23 protein-coding genes are annotated in these 23,928 nt (G+C 51.9%); 5 read left to right on the forward strand and 18 right to left on the reverse strand.

Translation table 11 applies throughout. The features are described from left to right. Nucleotides 1-277: 277 nt before the first annotated feature. Entirely contained in the window at nucleotides 278-1,177 is a 900-nt protein-coding gene (purU, locus tag KZ483_RS23205) for a formyltetrahydrofolate deformylase (protein ID WP_220349955.1), read from the reverse strand. Between the two features lie 56 nt (nucleotides 1,178-1,233). Beyond that, the gene (locus KZ483_RS23210; protein ID WP_220349956.1) at nucleotides 1,234-2,361 is read right to left on the reverse strand and encodes a deoxyribonuclease IV; all 1,128 of its coding nucleotides are present in this window, start codon (nucleotides 2,359-2,361) and stop codon (nucleotides 1,234-1,236) included. A 265-nt stretch (nucleotides 2,362-2,626) separates the two neighbouring features. Between KZ483_RS23210 and KZ483_RS23215 the strand changes: the two genes are divergently transcribed. The 3 genes from KZ483_RS23215 to KZ483_RS23225 all read left to right on the forward strand — a co-directional run bounded on the left by KZ483_RS23215 (nucleotide 2,627) and on the right by KZ483_RS23225 (nucleotide 5,081). Next, the gene (locus tag KZ483_RS23215) at nucleotides 2,627-3,064 is read left to right on the forward strand and encodes a DUF2621 family protein (RefSeq protein WP_220349957.1); all 438 of its coding nucleotides are present in this window, start codon (nucleotides 2,627-2,629) and stop codon (nucleotides 3,062-3,064) included. A gap of 150 nt (nucleotides 3,065-3,214) precedes the next feature. After that, nucleotides 3,215-3,718 (forward strand): hypothetical protein, encoded by a 504-nt coding sequence (locus KZ483_RS23220; RefSeq protein WP_220349958.1) that lies wholly within the window; start codon nucleotides 3,215-3,217, stop codon nucleotides 3,716-3,718. A gap of 460 nt (nucleotides 3,719-4,178) precedes the next feature. Then, complete coding sequence (locus KZ483_RS23225) at nucleotides 4,179-5,081, forward strand: TIGR01777 family oxidoreductase (protein ID WP_220349959.1); 903 nt, start codon at nucleotides 4,179-4,181, stop codon at nucleotides 5,079-5,081. A gap of 3 nt (nucleotides 5,082-5,084) precedes the next feature. Here the strand turns inward: KZ483_RS23225 and KZ483_RS23230 are convergent, their stop codons facing one another. From KZ483_RS23230 to KZ483_RS23305, 16 genes are all read right to left on the reverse strand, one after another. Continuing rightward, nucleotides 5,085-6,815: a DUF6382 and FHA domain-containing protein gene (locus KZ483_RS23230; protein WP_220349960.1), complete on the reverse strand. Its 1,731-nt coding sequence runs from the start codon at nucleotides 6,813-6,815 to the stop codon at nucleotides 5,085-5,087. A gap of 15 nt (nucleotides 6,816-6,830) precedes the next feature. Next, the gene (locus KZ483_RS23235) at nucleotides 6,831-7,358 is read right to left on the reverse strand and encodes an A24 family peptidase (protein WP_220349961.1); all 528 of its coding nucleotides are present in this window, start codon (nucleotides 7,356-7,358) and stop codon (nucleotides 6,831-6,833) included. Nucleotides 7,359-7,381: 23 nt separating this feature from the next. Further along, nucleotides 7,382-8,347, reverse strand: a complete 966-nt coding sequence (locus tag KZ483_RS23240) for a TadE/TadG family type IV pilus assembly protein (RefSeq protein WP_220349962.1) — start codon at nucleotides 8,345-8,347, stop codon at nucleotides 7,382-7,384. Beyond that, the gene (locus KZ483_RS23245; protein ID WP_220349963.1) at nucleotides 8,310-10,517 is read right to left on the reverse strand and encodes a hypothetical protein; all 2,208 of its coding nucleotides are present in this window, start codon (nucleotides 10,515-10,517) and stop codon (nucleotides 8,310-8,312) included. The genes KZ483_RS23240 and KZ483_RS23245 overlap by 38 nt, the downstream gene beginning before the upstream one ends. A 98-nt stretch (nucleotides 10,518-10,615) precedes the next feature. Continuing rightward, complete coding sequence (locus tag KZ483_RS23250) at nucleotides 10,616-11,329, reverse strand: TadE/TadG family type IV pilus assembly protein (RefSeq protein ID WP_220349964.1); 714 nt, start codon at nucleotides 11,327-11,329, stop codon at nucleotides 10,616-10,618. Beyond that, entirely contained in the window at nucleotides 11,313-11,498 is a 186-nt protein-coding gene (locus tag KZ483_RS23255; protein ID WP_220349965.1) for a Flp1 family type IVb pilin, read from the reverse strand. The genes KZ483_RS23250 and KZ483_RS23255 overlap by 17 nt, the downstream gene beginning before the upstream one ends. Before the next feature lie 31 nt (nucleotides 11,499-11,529). After that, a complete protein-coding gene (locus KZ483_RS23260) occupies nucleotides 11,530-12,411 on the reverse strand; it encodes a type II secretion system F family protein (protein WP_220349966.1) in 882 nt (293 codons plus the stop codon). A gap of 37 nt (nucleotides 12,412-12,448) precedes the next feature. After that, nucleotides 12,449-13,288, reverse strand: a complete 840-nt coding sequence (locus KZ483_RS23265; RefSeq protein ID WP_258881390.1) for a type II secretion system F family protein — start codon at nucleotides 13,286-13,288, stop codon at nucleotides 12,449-12,451. After that, on the reverse strand, nucleotides 13,285-14,520 hold the full coding sequence (locus KZ483_RS23270) for a TadA family conjugal transfer-associated ATPase (protein WP_220349967.1): 1,236 nt from the start codon (nucleotides 14,518-14,520) through the stop codon (nucleotides 13,285-13,287). Before KZ483_RS23270 ends, KZ483_RS23265 begins: the two co-directional genes overlap by 4 nt. Beyond that, nucleotides 14,486-15,625, reverse strand: coding sequence for a P-loop NTPase family protein (locus KZ483_RS23275; protein ID WP_220349968.1), 1,140 nt, complete (start codon nucleotides 15,623-15,625; stop codon nucleotides 14,486-14,488). Before KZ483_RS23275 ends, KZ483_RS23270 begins: the two co-directional genes overlap by 35 nt. A 232-nt stretch (nucleotides 15,626-15,857) precedes the next feature. Continuing rightward, a complete protein-coding gene (gene ndk, locus KZ483_RS23280) occupies nucleotides 15,858-16,322 on the reverse strand; it encodes a nucleoside-diphosphate kinase (protein WP_220349969.1) in 465 nt (154 codons plus the stop codon). Between the two features lie 136 nt (nucleotides 16,323-16,458). Further along, a complete protein-coding gene (locus tag KZ483_RS23285; RefSeq protein ID WP_220349970.1) occupies nucleotides 16,459-17,550 on the reverse strand; it encodes a carbohydrate ABC transporter permease in 1,092 nt (363 codons plus the stop codon). After that, nucleotides 17,550-18,632: a carbohydrate ABC transporter permease gene (locus KZ483_RS23290; protein WP_220349971.1), complete on the reverse strand. Its 1,083-nt coding sequence runs from the start codon at nucleotides 18,630-18,632 to the stop codon at nucleotides 17,550-17,552. Before KZ483_RS23290 ends, KZ483_RS23285 begins: the two co-directional genes overlap by 1 nt. 87 nt (nucleotides 18,633-18,719) lie before the next feature. Further along, nucleotides 18,720-20,117, reverse strand: coding sequence for an ABC transporter substrate-binding protein (locus KZ483_RS23295; protein ID WP_220349972.1), 1,398 nt, complete (start codon nucleotides 20,115-20,117; stop codon nucleotides 18,720-18,722). Nucleotides 20,118-20,291: 174 nt separating this feature from the next. After that, nucleotides 20,292-21,296, reverse strand: a complete 1,005-nt coding sequence (locus tag KZ483_RS23300) for a LacI family DNA-binding transcriptional regulator (protein ID WP_220349973.1) — start codon at nucleotides 21,294-21,296, stop codon at nucleotides 20,292-20,294. Nucleotides 21,297-21,483: 187 nt separating this feature from the next. Next, nucleotides 21,484-23,292, reverse strand: coding sequence for a M3 family oligoendopeptidase (locus KZ483_RS23305; protein ID WP_220349974.1), 1,809 nt, complete (start codon nucleotides 23,290-23,292; stop codon nucleotides 21,484-21,486). Between the two features lie 189 nt (nucleotides 23,293-23,481). Between KZ483_RS23305 and KZ483_RS23310 the strand changes: the two genes are divergently transcribed. Both KZ483_RS23310 and KZ483_RS23315 read left to right on the forward strand, forming a co-directional pair. After that, entirely contained in the window at nucleotides 23,482-23,676 is a 195-nt protein-coding gene (locus KZ483_RS23310) for a YycC family protein (protein ID WP_220349975.1), read from the forward strand. After that, a complete protein-coding gene (locus KZ483_RS23315) occupies nucleotides 23,676-23,912 on the forward strand; it encodes a hypothetical protein (RefSeq protein WP_220349976.1) in 237 nt (78 codons plus the stop codon). Before KZ483_RS23310 ends, KZ483_RS23315 begins: the two co-directional genes overlap by 1 nt. Nucleotides 23,913-23,928: the final 16 nt, after the last annotated feature.

Below are 23,928 nucleotides of genomic sequence, written 5' to 3' on the forward strand. Positions count from 1 at the left end.
TGTGAAATGCTGTTCACCTCCCTGAATATGGATTGAATCGGTCCTTATACTTATCGTTTCGATAATAAATTGTCACTTTAACAGTATAACGTTATCGTTTTGTTGTCAATGTGATAATTTCATGTGATCAGTACCGAAAAAATAACAGAATGACATTGTCTCTGTGGAGCAACCGAGTTTTAAAACTCAATAACATAAGAGTGGAGACGAGCAATAAAAATAACGTGCAGGCCGGCCGTTGAGCCATCTGCACGTTATTTTGCGCTATTATTGGAGATTAATTGAAAGCAACCGTCTTGTTCTGATGCACCAAAATCCGGTCCTCGATGTGCCACTTCACCGCTCTGGCAAGAACAACACGCTCAATGGTCCGGCCAATCCGCTTCAAGTTGTCGACATCGTCACGATGGCTGACACGCTGGACATCCTGTTCGATTATAGGACCGCCGTCAAGCTCCTCTGTTACATAATGCGCGGTAGCGCCGATGATTTTGACGCCGCGCTGATAAGCCTGGGTATACGGTTTTCCACCAACGAAAGCAGGAAGGAACGAATGATGAATGTTAATAATACGGTTCGGAAACTGCTCAATGAACTTGGGCGAAATAATCTGCATGTACCTCGCCAGCACGATCAGGTCCGCTTTACCTTTTACAGCTTCCATCTGCCGTTTCTCCGCTTCCGCTTTCGTATCGGCAGTTACCGGAATGTAATGATACGGTATCCCAAATGATTCCACCAGCTGACCCATGTCAGGGTGATTGCTGATAACCATTGCGATATCGGCTTCAAGGTCCCCTGCCTGCCACTGCCAGAGCAGCTCCAATAAGCAGTGATCCTCTTTGGAGACAAACACGGCAAGGCGCTTCTTGCGGCTAGCACGGAACGTATGCCACTTCATCTCGAAGCGGTCGGCCACTCGGGCAAAATCCTCCTGCAGTACAGGGAGCTCGCGCTCCATATCGTTCAAATCAAATTCAAAGCGGATAAAAAACATGCCGCCGCCCGGATCCATTGAATACTGATCCGATTGTACGATGTTCGCTCCATGTTCATAAAGAAATTGCGATACGGCCGCGACAATGCCCGGACGGTCCGGACAGGATATCAGCATTCTTGCGCGATTCCGCTTATCAGGCAGCTGCGAAAGCTGCCGGGGTTGATACGTGTTAGGCATAAGCTTACAAACTTCCTTCCATCAACGATTGGTCATGCTGTCGTTATTTCCTCAAGCTATGCGTTCACAAGCAGCGATTTCCCCGCAAACCAGCCGGTGATACGCTGATTGACCGCTTCTTCCGAAAGCTCCGATAGAATACGGTTTTCGGCGACAAGATCGTAAAGACGGTCCATCGGTTCGCGAGGGTCGGCTTTTTTCGCTTTGGCGTCGTTCTTGAGCACATCCCAGGTGGCCAGGACAAATGCGCGGTGGTCAATATCCTGCTTTGTGAAGAAATGATGCAGCCGTTCGACATCGTCCAGGAATTGGCTGCCGAACCGGTTCGCCGCATCGCCGCGCAACAAAGCGATTTCCGCTTCATACATTGGGCGCTGCGTTTTATCTTCCTGCCCGATCCAAGGCGTTTCAAGTATAAAAGGACGGCCTTTGAGTCCTTCATGATGAACGATGCTGCGTATCGCCTCGTAACCAAGCCAGCCCGCTCCTACCGGCGCATGGCGGTCCTTACCCGCGCCGCGCGGGTTCTTGCTGTCATTGATATGGACCACTGCAACGCGGTCCAGTCCTACAATACGATCGAAATCGGCAAGCACGCCGTCAAGATCGTCGATCAGATCATAGCCTGCATCATGCATATGGCAGGTGTCCATGCAAACAGTCAGCCTTTCATTGTCGCGGACCTTATCGATGATACGCGCGATTTCCTCAAAGCTGCGTCCGATTTCCGTCCCTTTGCCCGCCATTGTTTCCAGCGCAATATTGACGTTCGATTCTTTGGTGCCTTCCAGCACCTCATTCAGCCCTTCCGCGATACGCTCGATACCGTAGTCCGCATCCTTGTCCGTATATGCCCCTGGATGAAGCACGATATTCCCAACGCCGATTTGGCTGGTCCGGCGAATTTCCTCCTGAAGAAAACGTACCGCAAGCTCGAAGGTATCTTCTTTATAAGAACCCAGATTTATGATGTACGGCGCATGTACGACAATCTCATCGATACCCGCCTCTTTCATTACCGCCTTGCCTTCTTCGATGTATAAATCCTCAATCGGCTTCCGCCGGGTGTTCTGCGGAGCACCGGTATAAATCATAAAAGAGCTCGAGCCGTAAGAAACGGCTTCATTGGCGGCATTCAAAAGCCCCTTATCGGAAAATGAAACATGGGATCCGATTTTAATCATAAAATAGTTTCGCTCCCTTCATTGATCAGCCTGTGAACATTTATTAAAAGGTATTTCCGGAAAAAGCTTGTCCTGTTTATTTTACAGGGAATGCGTAAATAAATCTAGATTCAAGAAAGGCCCGGGTCACGCTCGTTCTTGCGGGCCGCAGCCGGCTTAGATTATAATAAAAGCAATTTTGTTGCCGAAATGGTGAACATTCCTCTGCCATGGTCATGTGCATAAAGAATAGGTTATAATTCGTAGTAAGAGGTGAATGACGGATATGGGCGGCACTCCGAATTGGTTTATGTTCTTTATTGTATTCTGGGCGTTTGTCATGCTCGGATTTATGTCGATAGGCGGCTACTTCATGTTTCGTAAATTTCTTAAAGTGCTGCCGATGCGTGACGGGAAATCCAAGCTGGACTGGCAAAACTATTGGGTCGACCGAAGCCGCGGTATGTGGCCGGAAGACTCCAAAACGTTCCTCGATCAGCTCGTTTCGCCGGTGCCCGGGGCTTTTCGCGATATCGCCAAGCATTCCATTGCCGCAAAAATCGCACAGGTTGCCGTTGAAAGCGGCTCGACCGAAGTTTCGCGAAGCCACTGCATCGAAGGATATATTCGGGCAACACCCAAGCGGGATTACCGCAGCCTGGTTTCCTTTCTGGAGAAGCAGGGCATCGACTATACCCCTTATAAACATCTGCTTAATAAATAATGAGCCGCCGGATAGGCGGCTCTCGCTATATTGTTGGTGGTCAACGCATCGACGACTTTCACTCGTTCAGGCGCTGCATTCCTCAGGCGATTGAATGGAAACCTGGCAGGGTATACATACGTTAGAAGATAGCAGGAGGTGTTCCTAACTATGGACACGAAATCATACAGCAGGAAAAAAAGCAGGAGCATTCATTTGCTTATTGTCGCCCTGATCGCATTAACGGCGGTAACTGCAGGCTGCAGTGGCAGCAGCGGCAGCACTAATAACCCCGGCACCGAGGAAGGCGGGGTGACCAATGATGGCGGGGGAAACGGCGGTCAATCGGGTCATTCCGGGATGACAGAACCGGACACGGCCAAGCCGAAGCCGTCCCAGCCGGGCAATAACAGAAGCGATGAACAACCGCCGAAGGATACAGCAGTATCGAAAGCTGAAGGAACATACGTGGGACAAGCAGACACGCACTCGGTTGAAATCAAGACCGCAGACGGCACAAGCGTTTTCCAATTCGATGCCAGCCTGGCTGAGAAGGTAGACAAAATCAAGGATAATTCACCCGTCGCTATTGAATATTACAGCAAGGAATACAATATAGAAGGTAAGAATGTTAAACAGCTGTGGCTGACCAAAATAGAAGCTTTAGGGTCCTAAACGGATGCTTCCGATGTGAGTTACCTGCGATCCTGCGCCGGAGGCTTAGCTTGGAAGCATCGCAGCAAACTCTTAGCTTATGCTTCCGATGTGAGTCTCCTGCGATCCTGCGCCGGAGGCTTGGCATGGAAGCATCGCAGAAAACTCTTAGTTTATGCTTCCGATGTGAGTTTCCTGCGATCCTGCGCCGGAGCTTAGCATGGAAGATCGCAGAAAACTCTTAGTTTATGCTTCCGATGTGAGTTTCCTGCGATCCTGCGCCGGAGCTTAGCTTGGAAGCATCGCAGAAAACTCTTAGCTTATGCTTCCAATGTGAGTTTCCCGCGATCCTGCGCCGGAGGCTTGGCATGGAAGCATCGCAGAAAACTCTTAGCTTATGCTTCCGATGTGAGTTTCCTTGCGATCCTGCGCCGGAGCTTAGCTTGGAAGCATCGCAGAAAACTCTTAGGAGGCTCAGTCAATGAAGGTGGCGGTTACCGGTGGAACCGGGTTTGTCGGCGGTAAGCTTGTCGATGCGCTTCTAAAGCGCGGCGACGAGGTTTGGATCATTTCTCGGACTCCCGGCAGGCTTTCAAACGAAAGTAAGAATTTGCGCCGGGTTACCTGGAATGAGCTTGAAGCTTCTCCCGGACTTCTGGGCAATCTGGATGCGATTGTCAATCTGGCCGGCGAGTCCATTAATCAACGTTGGACTGAAGATGCCAAGGTCCGGATCTTACAGTCCAGACTGGATGCAACGGAGCACATAGAGAGAATCATTGCCAAGATGGAGAAGAAACCGGATGTTGTCATCAATGCTTCAGGCATATCGATCTACGGAACGTCTCAGGAGGCCGTCTTCGATGAGAACAGCCCGCCTGATGTAACCGATTTTCTTTCGGGAGTCGTTGAGAAATGGGAGGAAGCTGCGGATCGAATCGATGTTCCGCGTCTCGTTAAGCTCAGAGTGGGCATCGTCCTCGGCAGGAAGGGCGGCGCTTTTCCCCTTATGGCAATGCCTTACCGATTCTTTGTCGGCGGTAAAGTCGGCAGCGGAAAGCAGTGGCTCTCGTGGATTCACATTGAGGACATGACCCGGCTTCTGTTATTTTGTCTTGACGATCCTAATATATCAGGACCGGTTAACGCAGCCGCCCCCGAACCTGTAACCAACGACGCATTCGGACGTGTTCTTGGGGCTGCACTTAGAAGGCCGCACTGGTTTCCGGTACCGGCGGTGATGCTGAACATTCTGTTCGGCGAGCTTTCCCTGCTGCTGTTGGAAGGACAGCGGGCGCTTCCGAGAAAAGCATTATCACACGGTTTCGAGTTTCGTTATCCGACTATTTCCAGTGCCATGAAAGATCTAGTGGGGCGAGGATAGTTCTTACCCGGCCCGAAATGTAAATTTCGGGCCTTTTTCGCCTGCAAGCTGCAGTATATCTCCGTTCGTTAAAGCATACGCTTTATACGGAATCATGGTCTGACCATTTAAAGTACTTCCGTTTCTCGACCCGACATCCTTGGCCGTCCAGCATTCGGCGGCGCATGTCAGCTCCACGTGCGCCCTTGAAATTCCTGAAGCAGAATCTACATAATGCGCTCCCTCCGCTGAACGTCCAACCACAAACCGGTCTGTCCGTAGGGAAAGCCGCTCCACTTTGCCCTCTGTTTCCCTTTCCAGCCATGGCAGGAGTTCCCCGCCATGACCCCGGTTATTAGAGTCATCTCCCAACAGGACTGTTGGAGCTTGCTGCGGATCGGAAGCGTGCATCCGCTCCTGCCTATTCATGGTTTCACTTTGATGCCGTGCTGGTACAATGTGCGAAAGTCCGCTGCTTACATTTGGATTATCATATGTCTGGAAATGTGCTGCCTTCTGCTCGGTGAGCAATTGTTCTGCCCCGGTCTGCTTAAATGTCCGTGACTGCTTTTCAAAAACAGCGGCGGCTTTCCCCTGACTTAAAATCGTCGAGTCCGGCACGAATCCGTCCTCTTCTGCTGCCCATGCTTTACCACTACGCCAAACATCCTCTTGAACGTCCTCGTCCGAACTCTCTCTTCGCAAGTAGATCAAGAGCCCTGCGACGGCCAGCACGGTAAGGCCTAAACTGATTAAGAGGCTCGTTTGCGTCGGGGAGGACAAATAAAGATACCTCCATATTAAAGCAATCGCAAGAATTAGACCGGCGCCAAGCAGCCATCGTTTACGGGAATGACCGCCATCCGGTTTATCGCCTATAATCGGTACAATTGGCAGTTCATCTTCTAAGCGGTTCACAGGCTTCTGCTCAGCATCTTCCTTCGATGCAGGAGCAATGGTGTCCGCCTGACGTTTTCTGAAAGGAAGGACGATTGACGGCACAATCTGAACGCTCTTATCAAGTTGACCAGGTATCTGCTCCTTCCGTGCGGCTGAGCCCTGTCCCCCAAATTCACTATGCCAATGGTTACTCTGCCAATTGTTTACGGGCGCAGCAGAACTATTTGCACGGGACTCCCCGTTGAAGGCAGGCGTTGAAGGCGAAGCACCCTGCATATATGGGCTGTTCAGTAATGTCAACAATTTTTGCCGCAAATCATGCCAGGAAACGTGTTCTCCCCGCAAATGCCGGAATACCTGCTGTAATCCCGCCCCATCGGGTTGACTGATATATCCGATCCATCGCACTGCCATAGTCATTACCGCTTCTTCCGCCGACGATGCAGGTCCTTCGCGACGCAGCGGTACATACACCAGTCCGATATCATCCCAATCCTCGCCGACAAAAATGTACTGTTCCTGCAGCATAAAACCTGCTGCACGAAGCATATAGTGCTGACAGTCATCAAGAGCTTCCACTATGGCGAGCAGTAATGTGTAAAAATCGTTCATCGTCATCTGCTGTGATTGCAGCTTATGCGAGAGCATCCTTCTGCCGGTTAAGGAGTAACGAAATGTTACGAACCCATCGATATCGATCCACTCGACATCGAGCAGCTTGGGAACACGTTGTCCCTGCAGCATGTGGATCTCCACTTCCTCCAACTGATCACGGGTGATGCCGGTTTCCCGGTCGATAATCATTTCATGACCGCGATTCAGTGAGAAATCAATCCGCAGCGTTTCCAAAAGCATTATCAATTCCTCCTGTCATTGGAGCCATATCCCTGGCAGGAACCACATCGTTACAGCTCCGGGGGCGACGGCCAGCATGAACGGGAATCGCAGACCTTCCCTGGCGATTTCGCCCAAGACCTCCCGTTTGCGCCAGCCAATGGTTACGACTAACGAAAGCACCCACATTCTTAATCGATTCCCGAACGGCTTATGTAAAAACATTACGATAATCCCTATCGCTCCGGCATAACAAATAGCATAAATCAATACCTGAAGCACCGCCGCCGGGCCGACCCAGGCTCCGAGAGCTCCAAACAACTTGACGTCGCCCGCTCCCATCCCTTTCAGGAAGTACAGCGCCAAGAGCGGTATAAAGCCCGCCGACGCGCCAAGCAGAGATTGATATACTCCGTTCAAGCCCCCGGAGGCCAGATGAAAACTCAAGCCCAGGACAAAGAACGTACCCGTCAAAACGTTAGGAATTCGCATCGCTTTAATATCGCTAAGAAAGGCGATAAACAGCAGAACAGCAGCTGCAGCATTAATTACAATCAATTCCACCGTCATTGCCTCCCTTTGCCGATTCATGGCGCCTCCGGTTGTTTCTCCACCACAAAATGCCGCGCAACCTTCGTCCCATCGTCGGCGGTAACGATGAGCTCCCATACCCCGGGCGTCGTGTTACCCGATACCAGCCACGTCCATTCCACCCTCCCGTTATTATCCGCTGCGGCTCTGCCCAGATGCTTCGCCCTGCTTCTGCCGCTTTTGTAATCGACAGCGAGATCAAGGTTTCGGCCGGGGTCGGTGAGTACGATTAATCGCGCTCTTCGCCCGGGCCTTAGCGGCTCCGGTTCGATGGAGACGATTTGTATATTGGCGTGCGCAAGGTCTGGATTACCCTCTCCTCGCGCCGCCGGAACGGCATCGCTAATCCATACGCGCTCCTCGGCTTGTTCCCGCAGCACGATCGACCGTTTCGTAAATGGAAAGCCAAGTTTAAAGGTATATTCCGCTTCTATTCGAATGTAAGGTTCAGCATTGTCTTTCAATTTCGGCAGCGATAAATAACTGAGACGAAGCTGTGACGGATCCAGAATCTCCTGGTCCGCCTCATGGCGAAGCATCGGTTCGACAACCGAGCGGCCTATCTCTGTTGCCGCCGCATCCTGCACCGGCTTCCAATCGCCGCGCAGTACAGCAGCCATTAGAGGTCCTGAGGGGGCAGGAAGCCAATGCTCCAGCTTGTCTGCTACCGCATTAATTCCCGATAGCGGCGCAAGAGTCGGCAGCTCTCCCATGGCTGCGAGATGCGGCGTCAATTGCTCATATGCCAGCTCAACCGGGCGAAAATTCGCTGCGGCCTGCCTCACAGTCTGCGATACCGAGCCATGAAGAGCCATTTGTACCGATGCCAAGCGAATCAGGCTGACCAAGAAAATAATGACCATGAGCACGATCGGCATAATAAGCGAAGCTTCAAGGGCAATGCTGCCCGTCTCGTTTCTATTTCTATTCGTACGACCAACCAATTGACTTAGTCGTTTCATAACGCCCGCCCTTAACCTTTCCATTCAAAATCCCGAAATTCGTGAAGCTCTTTAGTAAACCCGGCAAAAACCATAAGTTTACAGAGGCGGTCAATTCACCGGACAAGCCTGTGGACGTGCGCGATAATTTCATCCCCGTATTCTGCTCGATAACAGCAATAATCCGTGAGATCCGGTGTTCGTCGCTGCCGTGCAGCAGCAGAAAAACTCGCAAGTAATCGAGGTAAGTCAGATCGACCGAAACATATTTGGAGAGTGGCGTTGTTCCCTGCCGGACGAGCTGAAACATATCCTCCATCGACTTCTCCAGTCCATACAACACCGCAGCCGCCAGTACAAGCAGCGGATGTCCCAGCGCCCGGGACTCGATCAGCCCTTCCATCGTGCGAATGGCAAGCCGAACCGAGAACACCTCGCCATATGCAGCGGCGATATTCGCGGCCGGGTCATTGAAGCCATATAAGATATACTCAACCTCTTGATTATTCAAGCTTAGGGCCTCTGAGAACTCCCTCTTGTTGGAATCCTGCATAACCGCCGAAAACTTCTTCGGATCGAAAGCGGCGAACCGATGAGCGATGTATTCGTTAATATACAGCGGGTCTCTAATGCCTTCCAGCATATCGGCCATTCCGGAGAATATCGTCCCCATTGAAGACATTGACGACTGAGCCGACTCGTTCGGATCAGCGGCCGGCTCGTCCATTGATTGTCCAGAAGCCGACAGGTCGTTGAATTGAAGGTTAGCAGCGGATCGCTCGCTCACCTGCTCAAACATTTGCCGATGGATCTCCAGCTGCGGAATGGAAGATATTCCTTGGATCCATTTACGAACCTCATTCCATTTCGATTGAGCCGCTTTCTCCTTTTTCTTCCGCTCGGCATCTGCGGATTGGCGGCTTTCAAGTTCTGCTGTACGGGCACTAATAACCGTCGCAGGTTGAATATACTTCTGTGAATACTCCCCGAAACCGCTCTGCAGCTGCACAGCCGCATTCACTAGCAAGGCCGATGAACCATGGTTTGATAGTGCCGTTGTTACGTTTGTTTGGAAATTGGCCGCTTTCGAATCTAATGATGCGATTTCAACAGCCTGCGCGTTCAATTCCTCCCGATAGGCGATGAACCACTCGGCTGGAAGTATAAGCTGCTGAACGGCTTCTCTTGCCTGCTGAAGCTGCGATAGGTCGTTCGATGTTGTCGATGCAGCTGCTTTCCCCGCCAATCGTTGTTTATTCATCCGGTCGTAGCCGCTGCCGGTTTGCTGCTGTTCCATACGCTCAGCAGCTTCACGAATGTCTGAGTTATACCTCTCCGCTTCTTCCAAGTCCTTAAGCGCCTTGGTTTCCGCCTGTCGATGGCGTGCCAGAACTTCCCTGCTTTTCGCTCGAAGCCCGCTTGAGATCGAGCGGGCGCTGTTCTCATAAGACGAGATTTCATTGGTATATTTCGGCTTCTCATCTTTGTCCAGGAAGGAATCATGCGCGATCCACCCCAGATATGCGCCGTAGCCAAGCATGATGTTTACTACCGAGCTCCCGCCCGCGGAAAGAAATGATCTGAGACCCTCATCCGCCACTCTGGCGGACTCATTCTGCAAATCAAGGACAGCTTGCAGCCTTGCTTCGCGTTGATCGTAAAGTTTCCGTACTTGCTCCATAACCTGAATGGAAGCGGATGCCTCTTTCATGGCGGAAGCAACCGGCGCGAAGCGGGAAGCCACTTCCAGTGTAAAATCGATCGGGGCTTTATATTTCATTTCTTCAAGCACCTGACGTTTAAAAACCGAATGAGTTCCAAGGACCTCATAGCTGTTCACGTGGGACGAGCCATACTTCACCCGGAGCAAATTGAACGAACTAATATTGTCCTCCCAATTATTCCGAGCGGCATGTGCGAAAAGCGAGTTCCTGTCGGAACCGCCCGCTCCGAACAGTCCATACCGTTCATAGAGTTGACCATCATACGCGGAGAGAGCGGACCGTATTCCGGATTGCGCGGCGATTTCGAGCTGTTTCTGGAATGCCGCGACTCGAGCATAATCAATCAGCAAAGAGGTAAGGAGCAAGATCCCCGCAGTAGCGACTATAAGAAATACGGATACCGCTCCTCTATCGTCAACGCACAGCCTATGCAGGCCGGTATCGCGTTTTTTTCGAATATGACTCAATAGTCGACGGCACCTCCCTTTACAAAACTAGTGTCAACCGGCGCCCTTTCTTCTCTAAAATTTCATCATTTTGCAATGGTTAATATAATCCGAGCTGCTTACTTTTCCAGCGACTGGCGGCCAATCAAAACTTGTGCCGCTTGCTGCCGTTTGGCGGCGCCGCCCGGATTCCGGTTAATTTTAGCGGTATAATAACGCACGAGATCAACATTACGAATCAATTCGACTGGATCTACGATCGAAGCTCTGCTTATGCTTGAGGGCTCGGAGCGTCCAAGCGTCTTTTCAAGGATCGGAATCGAAATTGGCTGGCGCAGCTTAACCTCGATGCGTTTCTCCATTAGACCATACGAATAATTGATTTCTCCTTCAAACGGCTGCGGAATTCTTGCGCCAATCTTACTGATCTTCACGACAGGAAGCGAGGAGGATTCCTCGCTGTTTCTTCCGCTCCCCGTTCCGCCGACCGCAACTGATAAGCCGCCGCTGTCCCCTGCGGCATCGCCATAACCAAACAACGATTGAAGAGCGCCGTTGCCTGACATCCGCCAATACAAACCGTCATATTCGCCTGTAATTCCAATCCCGCTCATGGCATCACGCTTGCTGTTATTCCACTGAAAGGCGGACCGCTCCGCCGAAATGGAAGCCGCATAATATATCACAACCTTCTGATACATATACATGCTGAACATCACCATCGCGATTAGAGCGACGAAGATTACGGGAAAGACCATTGACGCTTCAAGCGTAAAACTTCCTTCTTCACTTCGAAATCCGCAGCGCTTCGAGCTCTTAATTGAAGATTTCATCGGCCTTTTTATCCGCCTTGCCCATCAGTTTATCCATTAGATCAATAATCCAGTTCTTAAAGAGCAGGGCCAGTATAATGACTACGGCGATAATTAACACAATTTCCAATGTCCCGAGACCTTCGTCCTCACGCCAAAACCGTTTAAAGCCGCTAATCCATTTTTTCATTCAAGTAGTCTCCTTTATCCATGTATTTTTGTTAACCCCGCATAAGCAAAATCGCCGGTGACGCGACAAGTATCATAAGGATAAGAAATACTCCAACCAGCGGGAAAACCAGTTTCGAGGAAGCTTCTTCCCCTCTTGAACGGGCAACTGACTTACGTTTCTCCCACAACGAATATGATAGCTCCTTTAAAGATAAAACGAGTCTTTCTCCTCCCCGGCGGTAATTCAGCAGCAAAGTTGTCGTAAATAGAGAAACCTCCTGAACCGCGCAGCGGCGGCTGAATGCCTCCATCGCCGAGGCAAACGACTCGCCATTACGAATTGCCTCATTCGCCCGGCGAAGCTCACCCAGGAGCGGGCCGGCCAGGGATGTATCCTTCCTGTCGGCACAACGGATCAGCGCGCGTTGAACGGTTTCCCCGGCTCCAAGCAGCAGCATCAGCTTGCTAAGAACATCCGGAAGACTTAGAAGAATATCCTGTTTGCGGCGTTCCACCTTACCTGCCGTATCCCGCCACCTCGCCGCCGGCAGAATTGCCCCCAGCAGCAAGCCAATGTAGAGAATTGCGCGTTCGCCGCTCACCACACTAAGCCATGCTCCGCTCATAACCGCAATGCAGCCGCTTCCGATCCAAAAAGAAACAAACAGCTTTGTCGATTCTATCGTCCAGCCAGTCCCATTGAGAATAATCAGCTTTGCATGCAATCCGGCAATAAAGGGCTGAAGCTTGTTCCAGATACCGCATCGATCCAGCAGTAACCGGAATGGTTTGATCAGCAATCTACGGTTAACCGGTTGATCCAAGGATACGCTGCCTGTCGGTAAGTCAGCATGCGGCATCGCTCTTCTATCACAAATAACAATTGCTGCGATCCACACAGCGGTGAAAATAATCCCTGCTGTAAGAGCCATTTTTATCTCCTTAAAGGTTTGCCTCAGCAAAACCGCTTCACATCCGGATACTCATAACCTTCGCCATCGCCCAGTAACACACAGCGAGAAGCAGCAGTGAGACTGTCAGCAGCACATAACCCGTCCCGCTGTATAAAGGCGCCATATAATCGGGTGCCGCGAAACCGAGAAACGCAAGAAACACAAATGGAACTACCATCATAATTCGTGCCTCGTAACGCTTCTGCGCAACCATAACCGCGATTTCCTGTTGAATATCCAGCTTTTCTCCAATCGTCTGCGAGGTGCGGCGAATCACTTCGACCAAATTCCCGCCTGAGCGTTTGCATGTCGAGAAAACATCGACAAACTGTGCGATATCGTCAATTTTGGCACGATCGCTAAAATCGTTAAGAGCCTGTTCAAGAGGTTCCCCGTATGCCATCCGGGCCCGGATTATTTCAAATTCGGTGAGCACCTCGGTTTGCGGGTCCGGATAGAGCAGCCTCAGGTCACCAAGCGCGGCTATGAAGGCATTCTCTACAGACCGGCCCGCAGCAAGCGAAGAAGTCAATGAATACAATGCTTCTTTAAATTGCAGCGTTAATCTTTCCCGACGTCTTACAAGCAGCGATTTGCGGTGCAGTCGCGGATAGCACAAGCCTGCAGCCGACAATAAAAGCGCCGCGAAGAAAGAACGGTAAAACAAATAAGCTGCTGCAAACGTTATAGCGCACCCGATGAACGCGGCAGCCGCAAATTGCTTCCGGCTCAGCCGGTAGACCGTGTAATCCGGCAAACTGGCGTTTTGGTCAAGCGTTTGTTGAGTGGTCATCGGCCAGCCAAGCCACTCCAACCAATCTTTTCGGCTTTTACCGTTATGTATTCTGCGTTTCATAGATGATCCTCTCCGACTCCGGACAGGCCGGCCATTTGCAGCTTCCACCTTCGCTGCAGCTTATGTTCTGTGCGCTTCAAACCCCCGATCACCTTACCTTCCCGCTCCGCTTGCTCTTCGAAGCCGTAAAGGGTTTGCAAAGCAACTTCACCGTTATGAACCCCTGTAATTTCACAAATTTCCGTCACCCGCCGCGAACGGTCGCGAAGCCTTGACAGATGGACAATGATGTCGATAGCTGAGCCGATCTGCTGGCGGATTACCGCAACCGGCAGCTCCGCTCCGCTAAGAACCATTGTCTCAAGACGGGCCATCATATCACGGGCGCTATTCGAATGTCCTGTAGACAAGGAACCGTCATGTCCCGTATTCATAGCCTGGAGCATATCAATCGCTTCGCCCCCGCGCACTTCGCCAACGATTATCCGGTTAGGCCGCATACGAAGCGATGCCCGAATGAGTTCCCGCATCGTAATCTCCCCCTTTCCTTCCGTATTGGCATTCCTCGTCTCCAGTGAGACAAGGTTCGGTACAGTCCGAATTTGCAATTCGGCCGAATCCTCAATTGTGACAATCCTCTCATCTTCCGGAATATACTGGGACAATGCATTAAGGAAAGTCGTTTTTCCGGAACCGGTGCCGCCGCTAATGAAAATATTGTATTTGGCGGCAACGAGCTGCCGCAGAAGTTCGGCCGCTTCTTCGGTGATAGCCCCGATTGCGATCAGGTCGTTCATGTGCAAGGGCTTTTCGGGAAATTTACGGATAGTCATAGTCGGACCTTTCAAAGCAACAGGCGGCAGGACAATATGAACTCGAGATCCGTCCTTAAGCCTCGCGTCGACTATAGGAGTCGATTCATTCACCACCCGATTCACCCCGGAGACAACGGCTTGAATTAAGTCCTCCAAACGACCCCTGCTCTCGAAAGCAAACGGAAGCCGGCTCAGACGTCCGGCGCGTTCCACGAATAACTCTTCGTGGCCATTGATCATAATCTCCGTAACCGTAGGATCCTCCATCAAAGGCTGGAGCAGATCAAGTCCGCGGAAGGAGTTAAACAGCCTGCGGACCAGCTGTACTTTCTCGCTTGCGGTTAACGGATGATCACGGCACCAATGAAAGACCGTCCGCTCAATCTGCTCGGTAAATTCTTCATCCGACATTGCGCTGTCCAAATCGAGCTGCTCGCGTATTCTACTCTTGAGCCGAAGCACGGTCTCCTCTTGCATCGTCTCCTCCCCTCTCATGCAAAGACAGTCCGGCAAGCAGAGCGTCAACAGCGCCGCGGTAAGCAGGAGGAATACTCCTATCCACCGATTGACGGCCGTTCGCCCATTCGGCTACAAAGGGTAAAGAGCCTGCGAGCTGAACCTCCAATACCTTATCCGTATCGAGCCTCGACGCGCGTGCGTCAACGAACAAGAATTTTCTTTTCTGCCGGCTAAAATCCGGCCCCCATTTACGTTCGCCGTATTGAAGCGCCAGTCCCGTTTTGCTTCGGGTAACCGCGTCATCGGCCACAAGCCACAATATATGCTCCGAAGCTTCCATCACAGCATGCTGCAGCGGCTCCAGCCTGCTGTCGAGATCAACAACAACCAAATCGTACTGCCCCGAGCCTGCTATTATGCCAAGCAGCAGTTGAACCTGACCTGGGGATATGGTTAGCTGTTCGTCCGCGTTGCCGCCGGGGGCGAAGAAATCAATTTTCAGCGTCGGATGCCGCTTGCGCAGCTCCGATAAACGTGCCGTAGCCTTGTCCGGCTGAGCCTGAAGCGTATACAGCATATGCGCGAAATCGTCCGGACCGTCGTCTCCAAACCAAAGCGCAGTGGCGTTCCATTGTTCCAGATTCAAATAAAATACTCGCGCACCCCTAACTCCCGCCTGCTGTGCCAGCTGAATCGACAGCGTCGTCTTCCCGATGCCTCCGGCGGCTGAATATACCGCAATCACGGGTGCAGCTGTCCGTTCACCCGGTTTCTCCCCGCTATATTCACCGGAGGCGGCATAAACAGCCGAGAACGCCTGGAGCAGCTGCGGCAACGGCTGGAATTGATGCACCTCAGGGTGTTCCGTGTATTGTCCTGATCTCGTTACAAGCACAGCCGTCGGAATGCCGCTGCCGGCATCGCCAATTTCGCCGAGGATAACTGGCTGCGCGGCAATTAGATCGGCCCCGTAACCTGCCCGTAAATAATGCCGAAGAGCCGCCGGGTTCGTAAAAGCCGTTAACTGCCAATCGTCCCCGAACGGTGAATGACGGATATATTCAGCCAGCCGGGCAATATATTCCGCTTCTTTGACCGCAAGTATCAAATTCCGTTTATTCATAGCCGGTTACCGCTCCTTCGCCGCAGCAATTATGACTCCTGAATTTATGAATAGAACGCAAAAGAAGCACCGTAACAACGCAGATAAACTGCGCAATTACGGTGCTTCCGTATCGCTCAAATATGAATGACCACAATTTACCACATAAGACAGTGCGCAGTCAACCACTATTTTCGCTCTCTGCAGCTTTTTCGATTCAGGAGCTGTGCAGAGTTTCTTCATTACTCCGGCTTCAATGCGCCATCTTGGCAGACTGCTCAAGTTGTTCCGTCCCGAAGGGAAGCGGAGCCGCAACCGCAGCTTCAAAGAAAAGCCGGATCTCGCGCTCTGCGCTTTCGGGCGAGTCCGAGCCATGTACAATATTCCCCGAGATATCAAGCGCGAAATCTCCGCGAATCGTGCCGGGCGCCGATTCCACCGGATTCGTTCGGCCAATGAGCGCGCGGGCGTTGGCGACTGCGTTCTGTCCTTCCCAAACCATGGCGCAAACAGGTCCCGACGTCAAAAAATCGACCAATTCACCGAAAAATGGCTTCGCGCGGTGTTCATCGTAATGCCGCTCGGCGAGCGAGCGTTCAATCGTCATCAGCTTAATGGCGGAAAGAGTGAACCCTTTCTGCTCGAATCGGGTGACGACCGGCCCAATCAATGCTCGTCTTACGCCGTCCGGTTTGACCATGACAAATGTGCGTTCCATATGTATTCTGTCTCCCTTCTTAACATGCATATACGACAAACGGCGCAGTTGCGAGTCTGCGCCGCCCATACATTTAGTTTTCCATTTTCACCCAAGTTTCATTCACCAGAATACAGCTTTCAATTACAGAAACGATTTAGCCCTTGACGGAACCGCCGAGCAAACCGCGAACAAAATACTTCTGCAGGGCAAAGAATACAGCCAGCGGCATCAGCATCGAAATAAACGCCCCAGCCGTCAGCAAATGCCAATCATTGCCTTTGGAGCCGACTAGATTGGCAATTTGCATCGACAGCACCTGCACGTTAGGCTGGCTGCCGAGGAAAATAAGCGATACCAGATAGTCGTTCCATACCCACAGAAATTGAAAAATACTGATAGATGCAAGCGCTGGTACGGTCAGCGGCAGAATCAGCCGGCTGAATATCGTGAAGTTCGTCGCTCCATCCATAAACGCCGATTCGAACAAATCCTTCGGCAGCTGGCTGATTGAACTGTACATGAAATAAGTGATAAGCGGCAAGCCGAAAGCGGTATGCGCGATCCAAATGCCAAAGTAGGTTCCGTTAAGGCCGAGCGACGTGTAATCGCGCAAAATCGGAATAAGCGCGACCTGCAATGGCACAACCAGCAGCGCTATAATGATCACGAAGAATACCCGCCGCCCCGGAAAACGAAGCCAGGCAAACGCATAGGCCGCGAAGGAAGCGATGAATATAGGAATAATCGTTGCAGGGACTGCAACGGCAACCGTATTCCAGAACGATCTGGACATACCGCTGCCCTGCTCAGTCGTTACCGTACCATCGGGCATCTTGATCTCATATGTTTTGCCGCCGAGCACGGTAGCATAATTTTGCAGCGTAAACCGGTCGATCATACCCCAGCGTCTCTCCTGCACGTCGAGCACGCGGGCGCGCCGGTTTTCCCAAATCAGCTGCTTGCCGTCCACAACGACGCCCTTCCTAAGCTCTGCGTCCGTATAGGTCTTATCCCCAACCTTAATGGGCTGCCGAAGGTCTGTGTCTTTAGGTAAAGTCATCTGAGTGGCGGTCGTCCATTGCCGGTGAGGGAATATGTTCCACCAGCCTGTAGTCAAAATGTCGGCGGCCGGTCGAAAAGACGAGACGAGCAGTCCGAGAGTCGGGATCAGCCAAATGCAGCAGATAACCGCCAGAACGGTATTGACGAGCCATTTCGATTTGCCGGGCCGTTTTATTCTTCGCATTAGTATCCCTCCTGTCTCCGGAACTGTCTCAAATTGATGACGATGACCGGAATGACCGCGATGAGCAGAACAATGGCAAGCGTTGAACCGTATCCCGCGTTTTGGAACATGAACAGCTGCCGGTAAAATTGTGTGGCCACGACGTCCGTATTGTACTGGCCGCCCGTCATGATCATGACGACGTCGAAAATTTTCAGAGTAAACACGATAATGGTAGTCGTTACCGAAAGCAGCGTTCCGGCAATCGTGGGAATGATGATGCTGAAGAACACCCTTACTTCACCTGCGCCATCCATCCTCGCCGCTTCCAGCATATCCTCGGGAATGCCTTTGATTGCTGCCGAGAAAATCACCATCGCAAAGCCCGTCTGCATCCAAATTAGAATCGCGATCAGAAACAGGTTGTTCCAAGGCTGGACCATACTGACCCACGCCTGCGGCTGTCCGCCGAAAGCGACGACGAAAGCGTTCAGAAGTCCGACTTGCTGGTCTCCCGGCTGGTAGTAATAGATGAACTTCCAGATTACGCCGGCAGCGACGAACGAAATGGCCATCGGCATGAAGATAATCGCCTTCGCGAGACGCTCAAAGCTGCTGCGGTCGGCAAGAATCGCTATGAGAAGGCCAAGCGCCACGCAGAAAAACGTTCCGACAAATACCCAAAGCAAATTGTTCCGCAGCGCCACCGCGAGCAGCCGGTCCGTAAAGACGGCCGCATAGTTGGACAGTCCGACGAAGCTGGTCGAACTCGCGTCAAAAAAGCTTAAGTACAGCGTCCTGAGCGCCGGCAAAACGAGCAACCAGCCTAGCAGCAGAACAGCAGGACCTATAAACACAAAAGGCAATATTCTCCGCTTCCATCGATCCGGATACTGCTCCACAACCCAGTTAAACGTGAAATAGATGGAATAAATCCCGAGCGCACCCCAGATAATGGCCAGCACCGCATTTGCCACCGGCGGCAGCGTAGAATTACGGAAGAATAAAAATATGAGTCCGTGTAAACCTGCATTCAGTCCCGGAACCATCACGGATAGTACTAGTAAACGCAGAGTATTGCCTTTTTTCGCCTGCACTTGCATCGTATTCCCCCTAACTCCAAGAGAGATGGCGGGCCCGAATCCCTAACGGACATGCCGGGCCCCTCCCGGAAGCAGCGCTTCCTTATATTATTTTTGATTCCAGCCGGCCTGAATTTCCTGCATCGCCTGGTCCAGGTTGACCGTGCCGCTGACGTAATCGGTCATCCCTTTCCAGAACGTTCCTGCTCCAACGGAACCCGGCATCATGTCGGAGCCGTCAAATCGGATCGTCGTTGCTGTTTTCAGGAAGTCAGCCATACGGCGCTCCTGGTCGTTTGCGTACCAGGAAGGATCGGCGCCGTTCATCGGCGGCGTAACGCCCCCAGATTGAATCCACGTTTTAAGCGAATCGGCAGTCGTGAAGAACTCCATGACAGCGCGCACTTCCGGGCGATCGTTGAACATGGCGTAAATATCGCCGGAGATCAATGCCGGATCACCGTACTTCGGATCGATTGGCGGCAGCGGGAACCAGTCGAAATCGGCTGTTGTCAGCCCTTCCGGGAAGAAGCTGGTAATAAAGCCTGCCTGACGGTGCAGCCACGCCTTTGGCGGATTGGTGAACAGCGGTTTGACGGCATCGCCAAACGAAGTTGTCACAATCGATTTACGGCCCCCGTACACATAATCATCGTTGAACCATATGTCCGACATTTTCTTCACGGCGTTTTTAACAATCGGATCTGTGAACGGCAGCTCGCCGGCCACCCATTTGTCATAATTCTCGGGTGAGGTAGTGCGAAGCATGATGTCTTCCACCCAGTCGGTTGCGGGCCAGCCCGTTGCCGCGCCGCTTTCGATACCGATACTCCAGGCCGGGTCGCCGTCTTTGGCGATTTGCTCGGTCAGTTTCATCATGTCATCCCAGGTTTTCGGAATTTGATAACCCGCGGCGTCGAAAGCCTTCTTGTTATACCAGACCAAGCTCTTCACGCTGCTGCGGGCCCAGACACCGCCCATGATATCGCCGCTCTTGCCCGGCATCTTGGCCATATCCAGCCAGCTTTGGTTGTACTGCTTATTCAGGTAATCGTCAGTAAGGAATGATTTGACGTCAACGACCTTCCCCTGCTTCGCAAAGCCCTTGAGCAAGCCCGGCTGCGGGAAATCCGCGATGTCCGGCGCATTACCGCCGTTCACACGGACGGATATCGTCGCTTCGAATTCCTTGGAACCTTCATATGCGATATCGATGCCGGTTTTTTGCTCGAAGTCTTTGATTGCATTGTTGAATTTCACTTCGTCAGCATCCGTGAACGGACCGAACATCGTCACCTTTTTACCTTTAAATTGGCCATTCAAGGCCTGCTGCAGCGGATCGTCTGTCGTTTGGCCGCCTGCGCTGCCGCCGCCTTGATTCTGCTGACCGCCGGTCTGATTGCCCGGGCTGGTCGTATTATTGTCTTTGCTTGTCGAGCAAGCAGTAAGCGTCATCGAAGCAGCCAGCATAATTGCCAAAACCGTCATCGTATACTTTTTTCTCATAAAAGGAGACTCATCCCTTTCTTTTTTTCATACCGAGTCATTGCAATTGTTGAACAAACCCTTCTTAAGACGTTGGAAGCACCTTTTCTTCCCTCACCCCCTTAAAATGTGTCGATGAATTGTCATCGACCTCGCATTTCAAGATTGAAAAGCTTTTCAAACATTTCCAAAAAACTACCGTTGTTTCGTGGATTCCCTAATCATTAAATGGTGGGGCAGCTTCTCCCGAAGCACATCGACAGTGCCGGCGGTTATCAGCTTATGAAGCTTGTGTACCGCTCTTACGCCGATCTCATACACCGGCTGGGCAACTGTAGTGAGCTTGGGCAGGAACATATCCGCCATACGGATATTATCGAATCCGATTACCGATACGTCCTCAGGTACGGTGCGGCCCTGGTCGCGCAAATATGAGATCGTCCCCATGGCAAATTCATCTGAAGCGGCGAATACCGCCGTTAATTGGGGATAAGCGGCAAATAATCGGCCGGCTGCTTTGTGTGCGTCCGCAAACCGGTGTTTGGCATACTCAACGCAATCTACGCAATCGGTGAGTCCTTTATCCACCATTGCACGCTTAAAGCCGTCCTGCCTCGGTTTCCCGGAAATTGTGTCCCCCGGCGGAAAGCTGATCATACCGATGCATGTATGTCCCAATTCGGTCAAGTAGCGAGCGGCATCGTAAGCCGCCTGCTCATCGTCGATATCGACCGATGGGATCTCATATTCCGGCGCATTCGTGGATGCGAGTACTATGGGGATCCGGTACCTCTTCATCTCTTCGTAATACTCGGGATGAAGAGCGTCGCTCGCGAAGATAATGCCGTCCACCTGTTTCTCGTAAAAGCTCTCGATATACGAAATAAGACGCGCCTTGTCCCGGTCCGTGTTGCAAATCATCAGGCTGTGGTTCAAATCCACCGCTGCGTCCTGCATGCCGCGTATCAAACCGGCGTAATACGGATTTTCAATATCGGGGATCATGAGTCCTAGCGTTCCCGATTTTTTGTAAATCAGTCCCCTTGCGAAGGCATTGGGTTGGTATTTGAGCTTCTCGATCGCATCCAGCACACGCCGGCGCTTCTCTTCCACCACCGTCTCGGGAGCGTTCATGACCCGGGAGACCGTGCTGATGGATACATTGGCGCAGCGGGCTACGTCCCTGATTGTCGGCTTCATCGTTTCTTCAACTGCCTTATTATTGAATTAAATTACGTCGAAAAGAACTCTTGAAAACCTTTTCTGAAAACCTTTTCAAGCATATTATAGCTACCTTTATTTTGTTTTGCAAGCGTTTACTTATTGTCCACGCGAAAAAAAAGAGCCGGCCTGTTCATGCGGCCGACTCAGCATCTCAAACTCCTATTTACTCCGTAAGCTCCAGAAACGTTTGGACATCCGCCGAATTTAATGCCACGGCTTGACGCCAAAACCCGGGCTCATCAAGACGTACTCCCAGATGCTTGAGAGCAAGCTCCTCCACCGTCATACGGCCTGTATCACGCAGCAGCGCCACATAACGTGCCGCGAATGCCGGACCCTCCTGCTTCGCCAAGGCGTAGATGCCGCTGCTAAACAAGAAACCGAACGTGTAAGGAAAATTATAGAACGGAGCATCCGTTAAGTAAAAATGCAGCTTGGATGCCCAAAAATGCGGATGAAGCTTGCCGACAGCTCCGCTGTATGCGTCGTGCTGCGCCTCTTCCATCAGTTTGGACAGCTCCTCGTGACTCACCATACCCTTCCGGCGCTTCTCATAGAATCGTGTCTCGAACAGGAACCTGGCATGAATGTTCATGAAAAAGGCAGTCGCTCTCTGGAGCTTGTCATCGAGCAGCGCCAGCTTCTCACCCGGATCATTCGCGGCCTGCAGCGCGGAATCGGCGACAATCATTTCGGCAAAGGTGGAAGCCGTTTCAGCCACGTTCATCGCATATTCCTGTGCAAACGGCGGCAAATCGTTCATCACATGCTGATGATAAGCATGTCCAAGCTCGTGGGCAAGAGTGGAGATATTCGATGCCGTCCCCGAATACGTCATGAAAATGCGGGTTTCCCTGCTTATCGGAAATGATGTGCAGAAGCCTCCCGGACGTTTGCCCGGGCGGTCCTCAGCCTCGATCCAACCATCCTTGAACGCTGCCTCCGAGAAATCGGACAGCTCCGGACTGAACTCGCGGAACCGCTCCACAATGAATGCCGCAGCTTCGTCATAAGGCACGGTACGGCCGGCTGAACCGATCGGAGCCTCAACGTCATGCCAATCCAGCTTCGGTACACCAAGAAGCTTTGCCTTGCGCTCAAGATAACGGACGAGCTCGGGTTTCCCTTCGTTCACGGCATCCCACATCGCGGATAGTGTCGCTTCGCTCATCCGGTTTACAGCCAGCGGCTCCTTGAGCACAGAGCCCCAGCCACGTTTATCGTACAGCTTAAGCCGAAATCCGGCTAATCTGTTCAATGCTTCCGAGCACAGCTCGGCTTGATCGCCCCACTCCCGTTCCCACTCTGCGAAGGACGCCTCACGAACGCTCCGGTCGGCGTTTGAGAGACGATTGTACATCTGACCGGCCGAGAGTATTTTCGTCGAACCGTCAGGCTCTGCGGCTTCAAAACGGGCCCGTGAAACGATTGTATTATAAAGACCTCCCCAGCCGTGATAGCCGTCGACCGCGAGCTCACCTGCGAGCGCCTCCTGGCTCGGCGGGAGTTTTTCTCTTGCGGCGTTCCGCCGCTCGTTCAACGTAAACGCAAGCGGCGCGATATCGCTTTGCTGCAGCCAGCTTTGCCACTTCTCTTCGCCGGTCAACCGCAGCTGCTCGTCAAAGCCCGTAAGTGCCGCATTAAACTTTGCCGTCATTGTTTTGATCCGGTCGTTCAGGCCGATAGCCCGCATATCCTTGACATGCTGAGCGAGCAGACAGGCAACGAATGAGTCGGACTGGCGAAGCCGCAGCAGAATCGATTGAATTGCGTCTGTCCATCGCGTCAGCTGCTCCTGTGAAGCCAATTCGACGGAGGTAGGCGTAAAACTCCCTTCGAACTGTTTCAGCTCTCCTGTAAGAGCATTAATGTCCGCTTCCATTCCGCTTAGCTCCGCGGCAAATGCGGGTGACTGCGACCCGCCTGCATACAGCACATCCAAATCCCACTGCATCGGGTACGTTTGTTTCATCCAAATTCCTCCTCTTAATTGCTTTGTTCGGCCAGCTCTTCACAAAACTAAGGGACTCAGTGCGTTGCTTTTTTCCCCGTCAGCGGTGTATAACTGAATTATACCGAAAGGCTTATCCCTATTTCCAATGTTTAGTGATCGCGTCCATTGCCCTACGACAGCCGCGACGCCATAAGGAGTTGATTTTGCATGTCCAAGCCGCTGCAGCTTTCACCGGAGACAGCGCTGAAGCTGTCCAAAGAACTGAAGGTGCCCCTCGAGCATTTAATGCATATGCCCAAACATATTTTACTGCAGAAGCTGGCTGAACTCGCCAAAGAGAACACTGCCTCTTCCGATGCGGGGCACGAACACGACGGTAATGGCAAAGGAGCATCCGATTAGTGATTCCGTTTGAGCGCGCATTGCCCTACGATATCATGATGAAGGACGTTTATGTACCGTCCTGTCCATTCTGCGGAGAGGACAACGTGCTGCTTCCGATGCGGCCGGGAGATCTTACTCTAATTCGCGGCGGCAAAAAGCGGCTTCTCGTCTTTCCTTGCTGCCGCAACCGAGTAACCGTCCTTGATGCCGACCAGGACTATTTACTTACAGATACGAATCTGCGTAAAGGATAATCCCGCCGGTGTAGCA

Origin of the sequence: Paenibacillus sp. sptzw28, from assembly GCF_019550795.1 — a bacterium.
Lineage (GTDB): Bacteria > Bacillota > Bacilli > Paenibacillales > Paenibacillaceae > Paenibacillus_Z.

Excerpts from the sequence above, each read along its gene's own strand:
- KZ483_RS23210 (WP_220349956.1), bottom strand. The coding sequence starts at position 2,361 with ATGATTAAAATCGGATCCCATGTTTCATTTTCCGATAAGGGGCTTTTG.
- KZ483_RS23270 (WP_220349967.1), bottom strand. The coding sequence starts at position 14,520 with ATGCAAGAGGAGACCGTGCTTCGGCTCAAGAGTAGAATACGCGAGCAG.
- KZ483_RS23215 (WP_220349957.1), top strand. The coding sequence starts at position 2,627 with ATGGGCGGCACTCCGAATTGGTTTATGTTCTTTATTGTATTCTGGGCG.
- KZ483_RS23285 (WP_220349970.1), bottom strand. The coding sequence starts at position 17,550 with ATGCGAAGAATAAAACGGCCCGGCAAATCGAAATGGCTCGTCAATACC.
- KZ483_RS23230 (WP_220349960.1), bottom strand. The coding sequence starts at position 6,815 with ATGCTTTTGGAAACGCTGCGGATTGATTTCTCACTGAATCGCGGTCAT.
- KZ483_RS23240 (WP_220349962.1), bottom strand. The coding sequence starts at position 8,347 with ATGAAACGACTAAGTCAATTGGTTGGTCGTACGAATAGAAATAGAAAC.
- KZ483_RS23250 (WP_220349964.1), bottom strand. The coding sequence starts at position 11,329 with ATGAAATCTTCAATTAAGAGCTCGAAGCGCTGCGGATTTCGAAGTGAA.
- purU (WP_220349955.1), bottom strand. The coding sequence starts at position 1,177 with ATGCCTAACACGTATCAACCCCGGCAGCTTTCGCAGCTGCCTGATAAG.
- KZ483_RS23220 (WP_220349958.1), top strand. The coding sequence starts at position 3,215 with ATGGACACGAAATCATACAGCAGGAAAAAAAGCAGGAGCATTCATTTG.
- KZ483_RS23290 (WP_220349971.1), bottom strand. The coding sequence starts at position 18,632 with ATGCAAGTGCAGGCGAAAAAAGGCAATACTCTGCGTTTACTAGTACTA.
- KZ483_RS23255 (WP_220349965.1), bottom strand. The coding sequence starts at position 11,498 with ATGAAAAAATGGATTAGCGGCTTTAAACGGTTTTGGCGTGAGGACGAA.
- KZ483_RS23295 (WP_220349972.1), bottom strand. The coding sequence starts at position 20,117 with ATGAGAAAAAAGTATACGATGACGGTTTTGGCAATTATGCTGGCTGCT.
- KZ483_RS23275 (WP_220349968.1), bottom strand. The coding sequence starts at position 15,625 with ATGAATAAACGGAATTTGATACTTGCGGTCAAAGAAGCGGAATATATT.
- KZ483_RS23305 (WP_220349974.1), bottom strand. The coding sequence starts at position 23,292 with ATGAAACAAACGTACCCGATGCAGTGGGATTTGGATGTGCTGTATGCA.
- KZ483_RS23260 (WP_220349966.1), bottom strand. The coding sequence starts at position 12,411 with ATGGCTCTTACAGCAGGGATTATTTTCACCGCTGTGTGGATCGCAGCA.
- KZ483_RS23225 (WP_220349959.1), top strand. The coding sequence starts at position 4,179 with ATGAAGGTGGCGGTTACCGGTGGAACCGGGTTTGTCGGCGGTAAGCTT.
- ndk (WP_220349969.1), bottom strand. The coding sequence starts at position 16,322 with ATGGAACGCACATTTGTCATGGTCAAACCGGACGGCGTAAGACGAGCA.
- KZ483_RS23300 (WP_220349973.1), bottom strand. The coding sequence starts at position 21,296 with ATGAAGCCGACAATCAGGGACGTAGCCCGCTGCGCCAATGTATCCATC.
- KZ483_RS23265 (WP_258881390.1), bottom strand. The coding sequence starts at position 13,288 with ATGAAACGCAGAATACATAACGGTAAAAGCCGAAAAGATTGGTTGGAG.
- KZ483_RS23310 (WP_220349975.1), top strand. The coding sequence starts at position 23,482 with ATGTCCAAGCCGCTGCAGCTTTCACCGGAGACAGCGCTGAAGCTGTCC.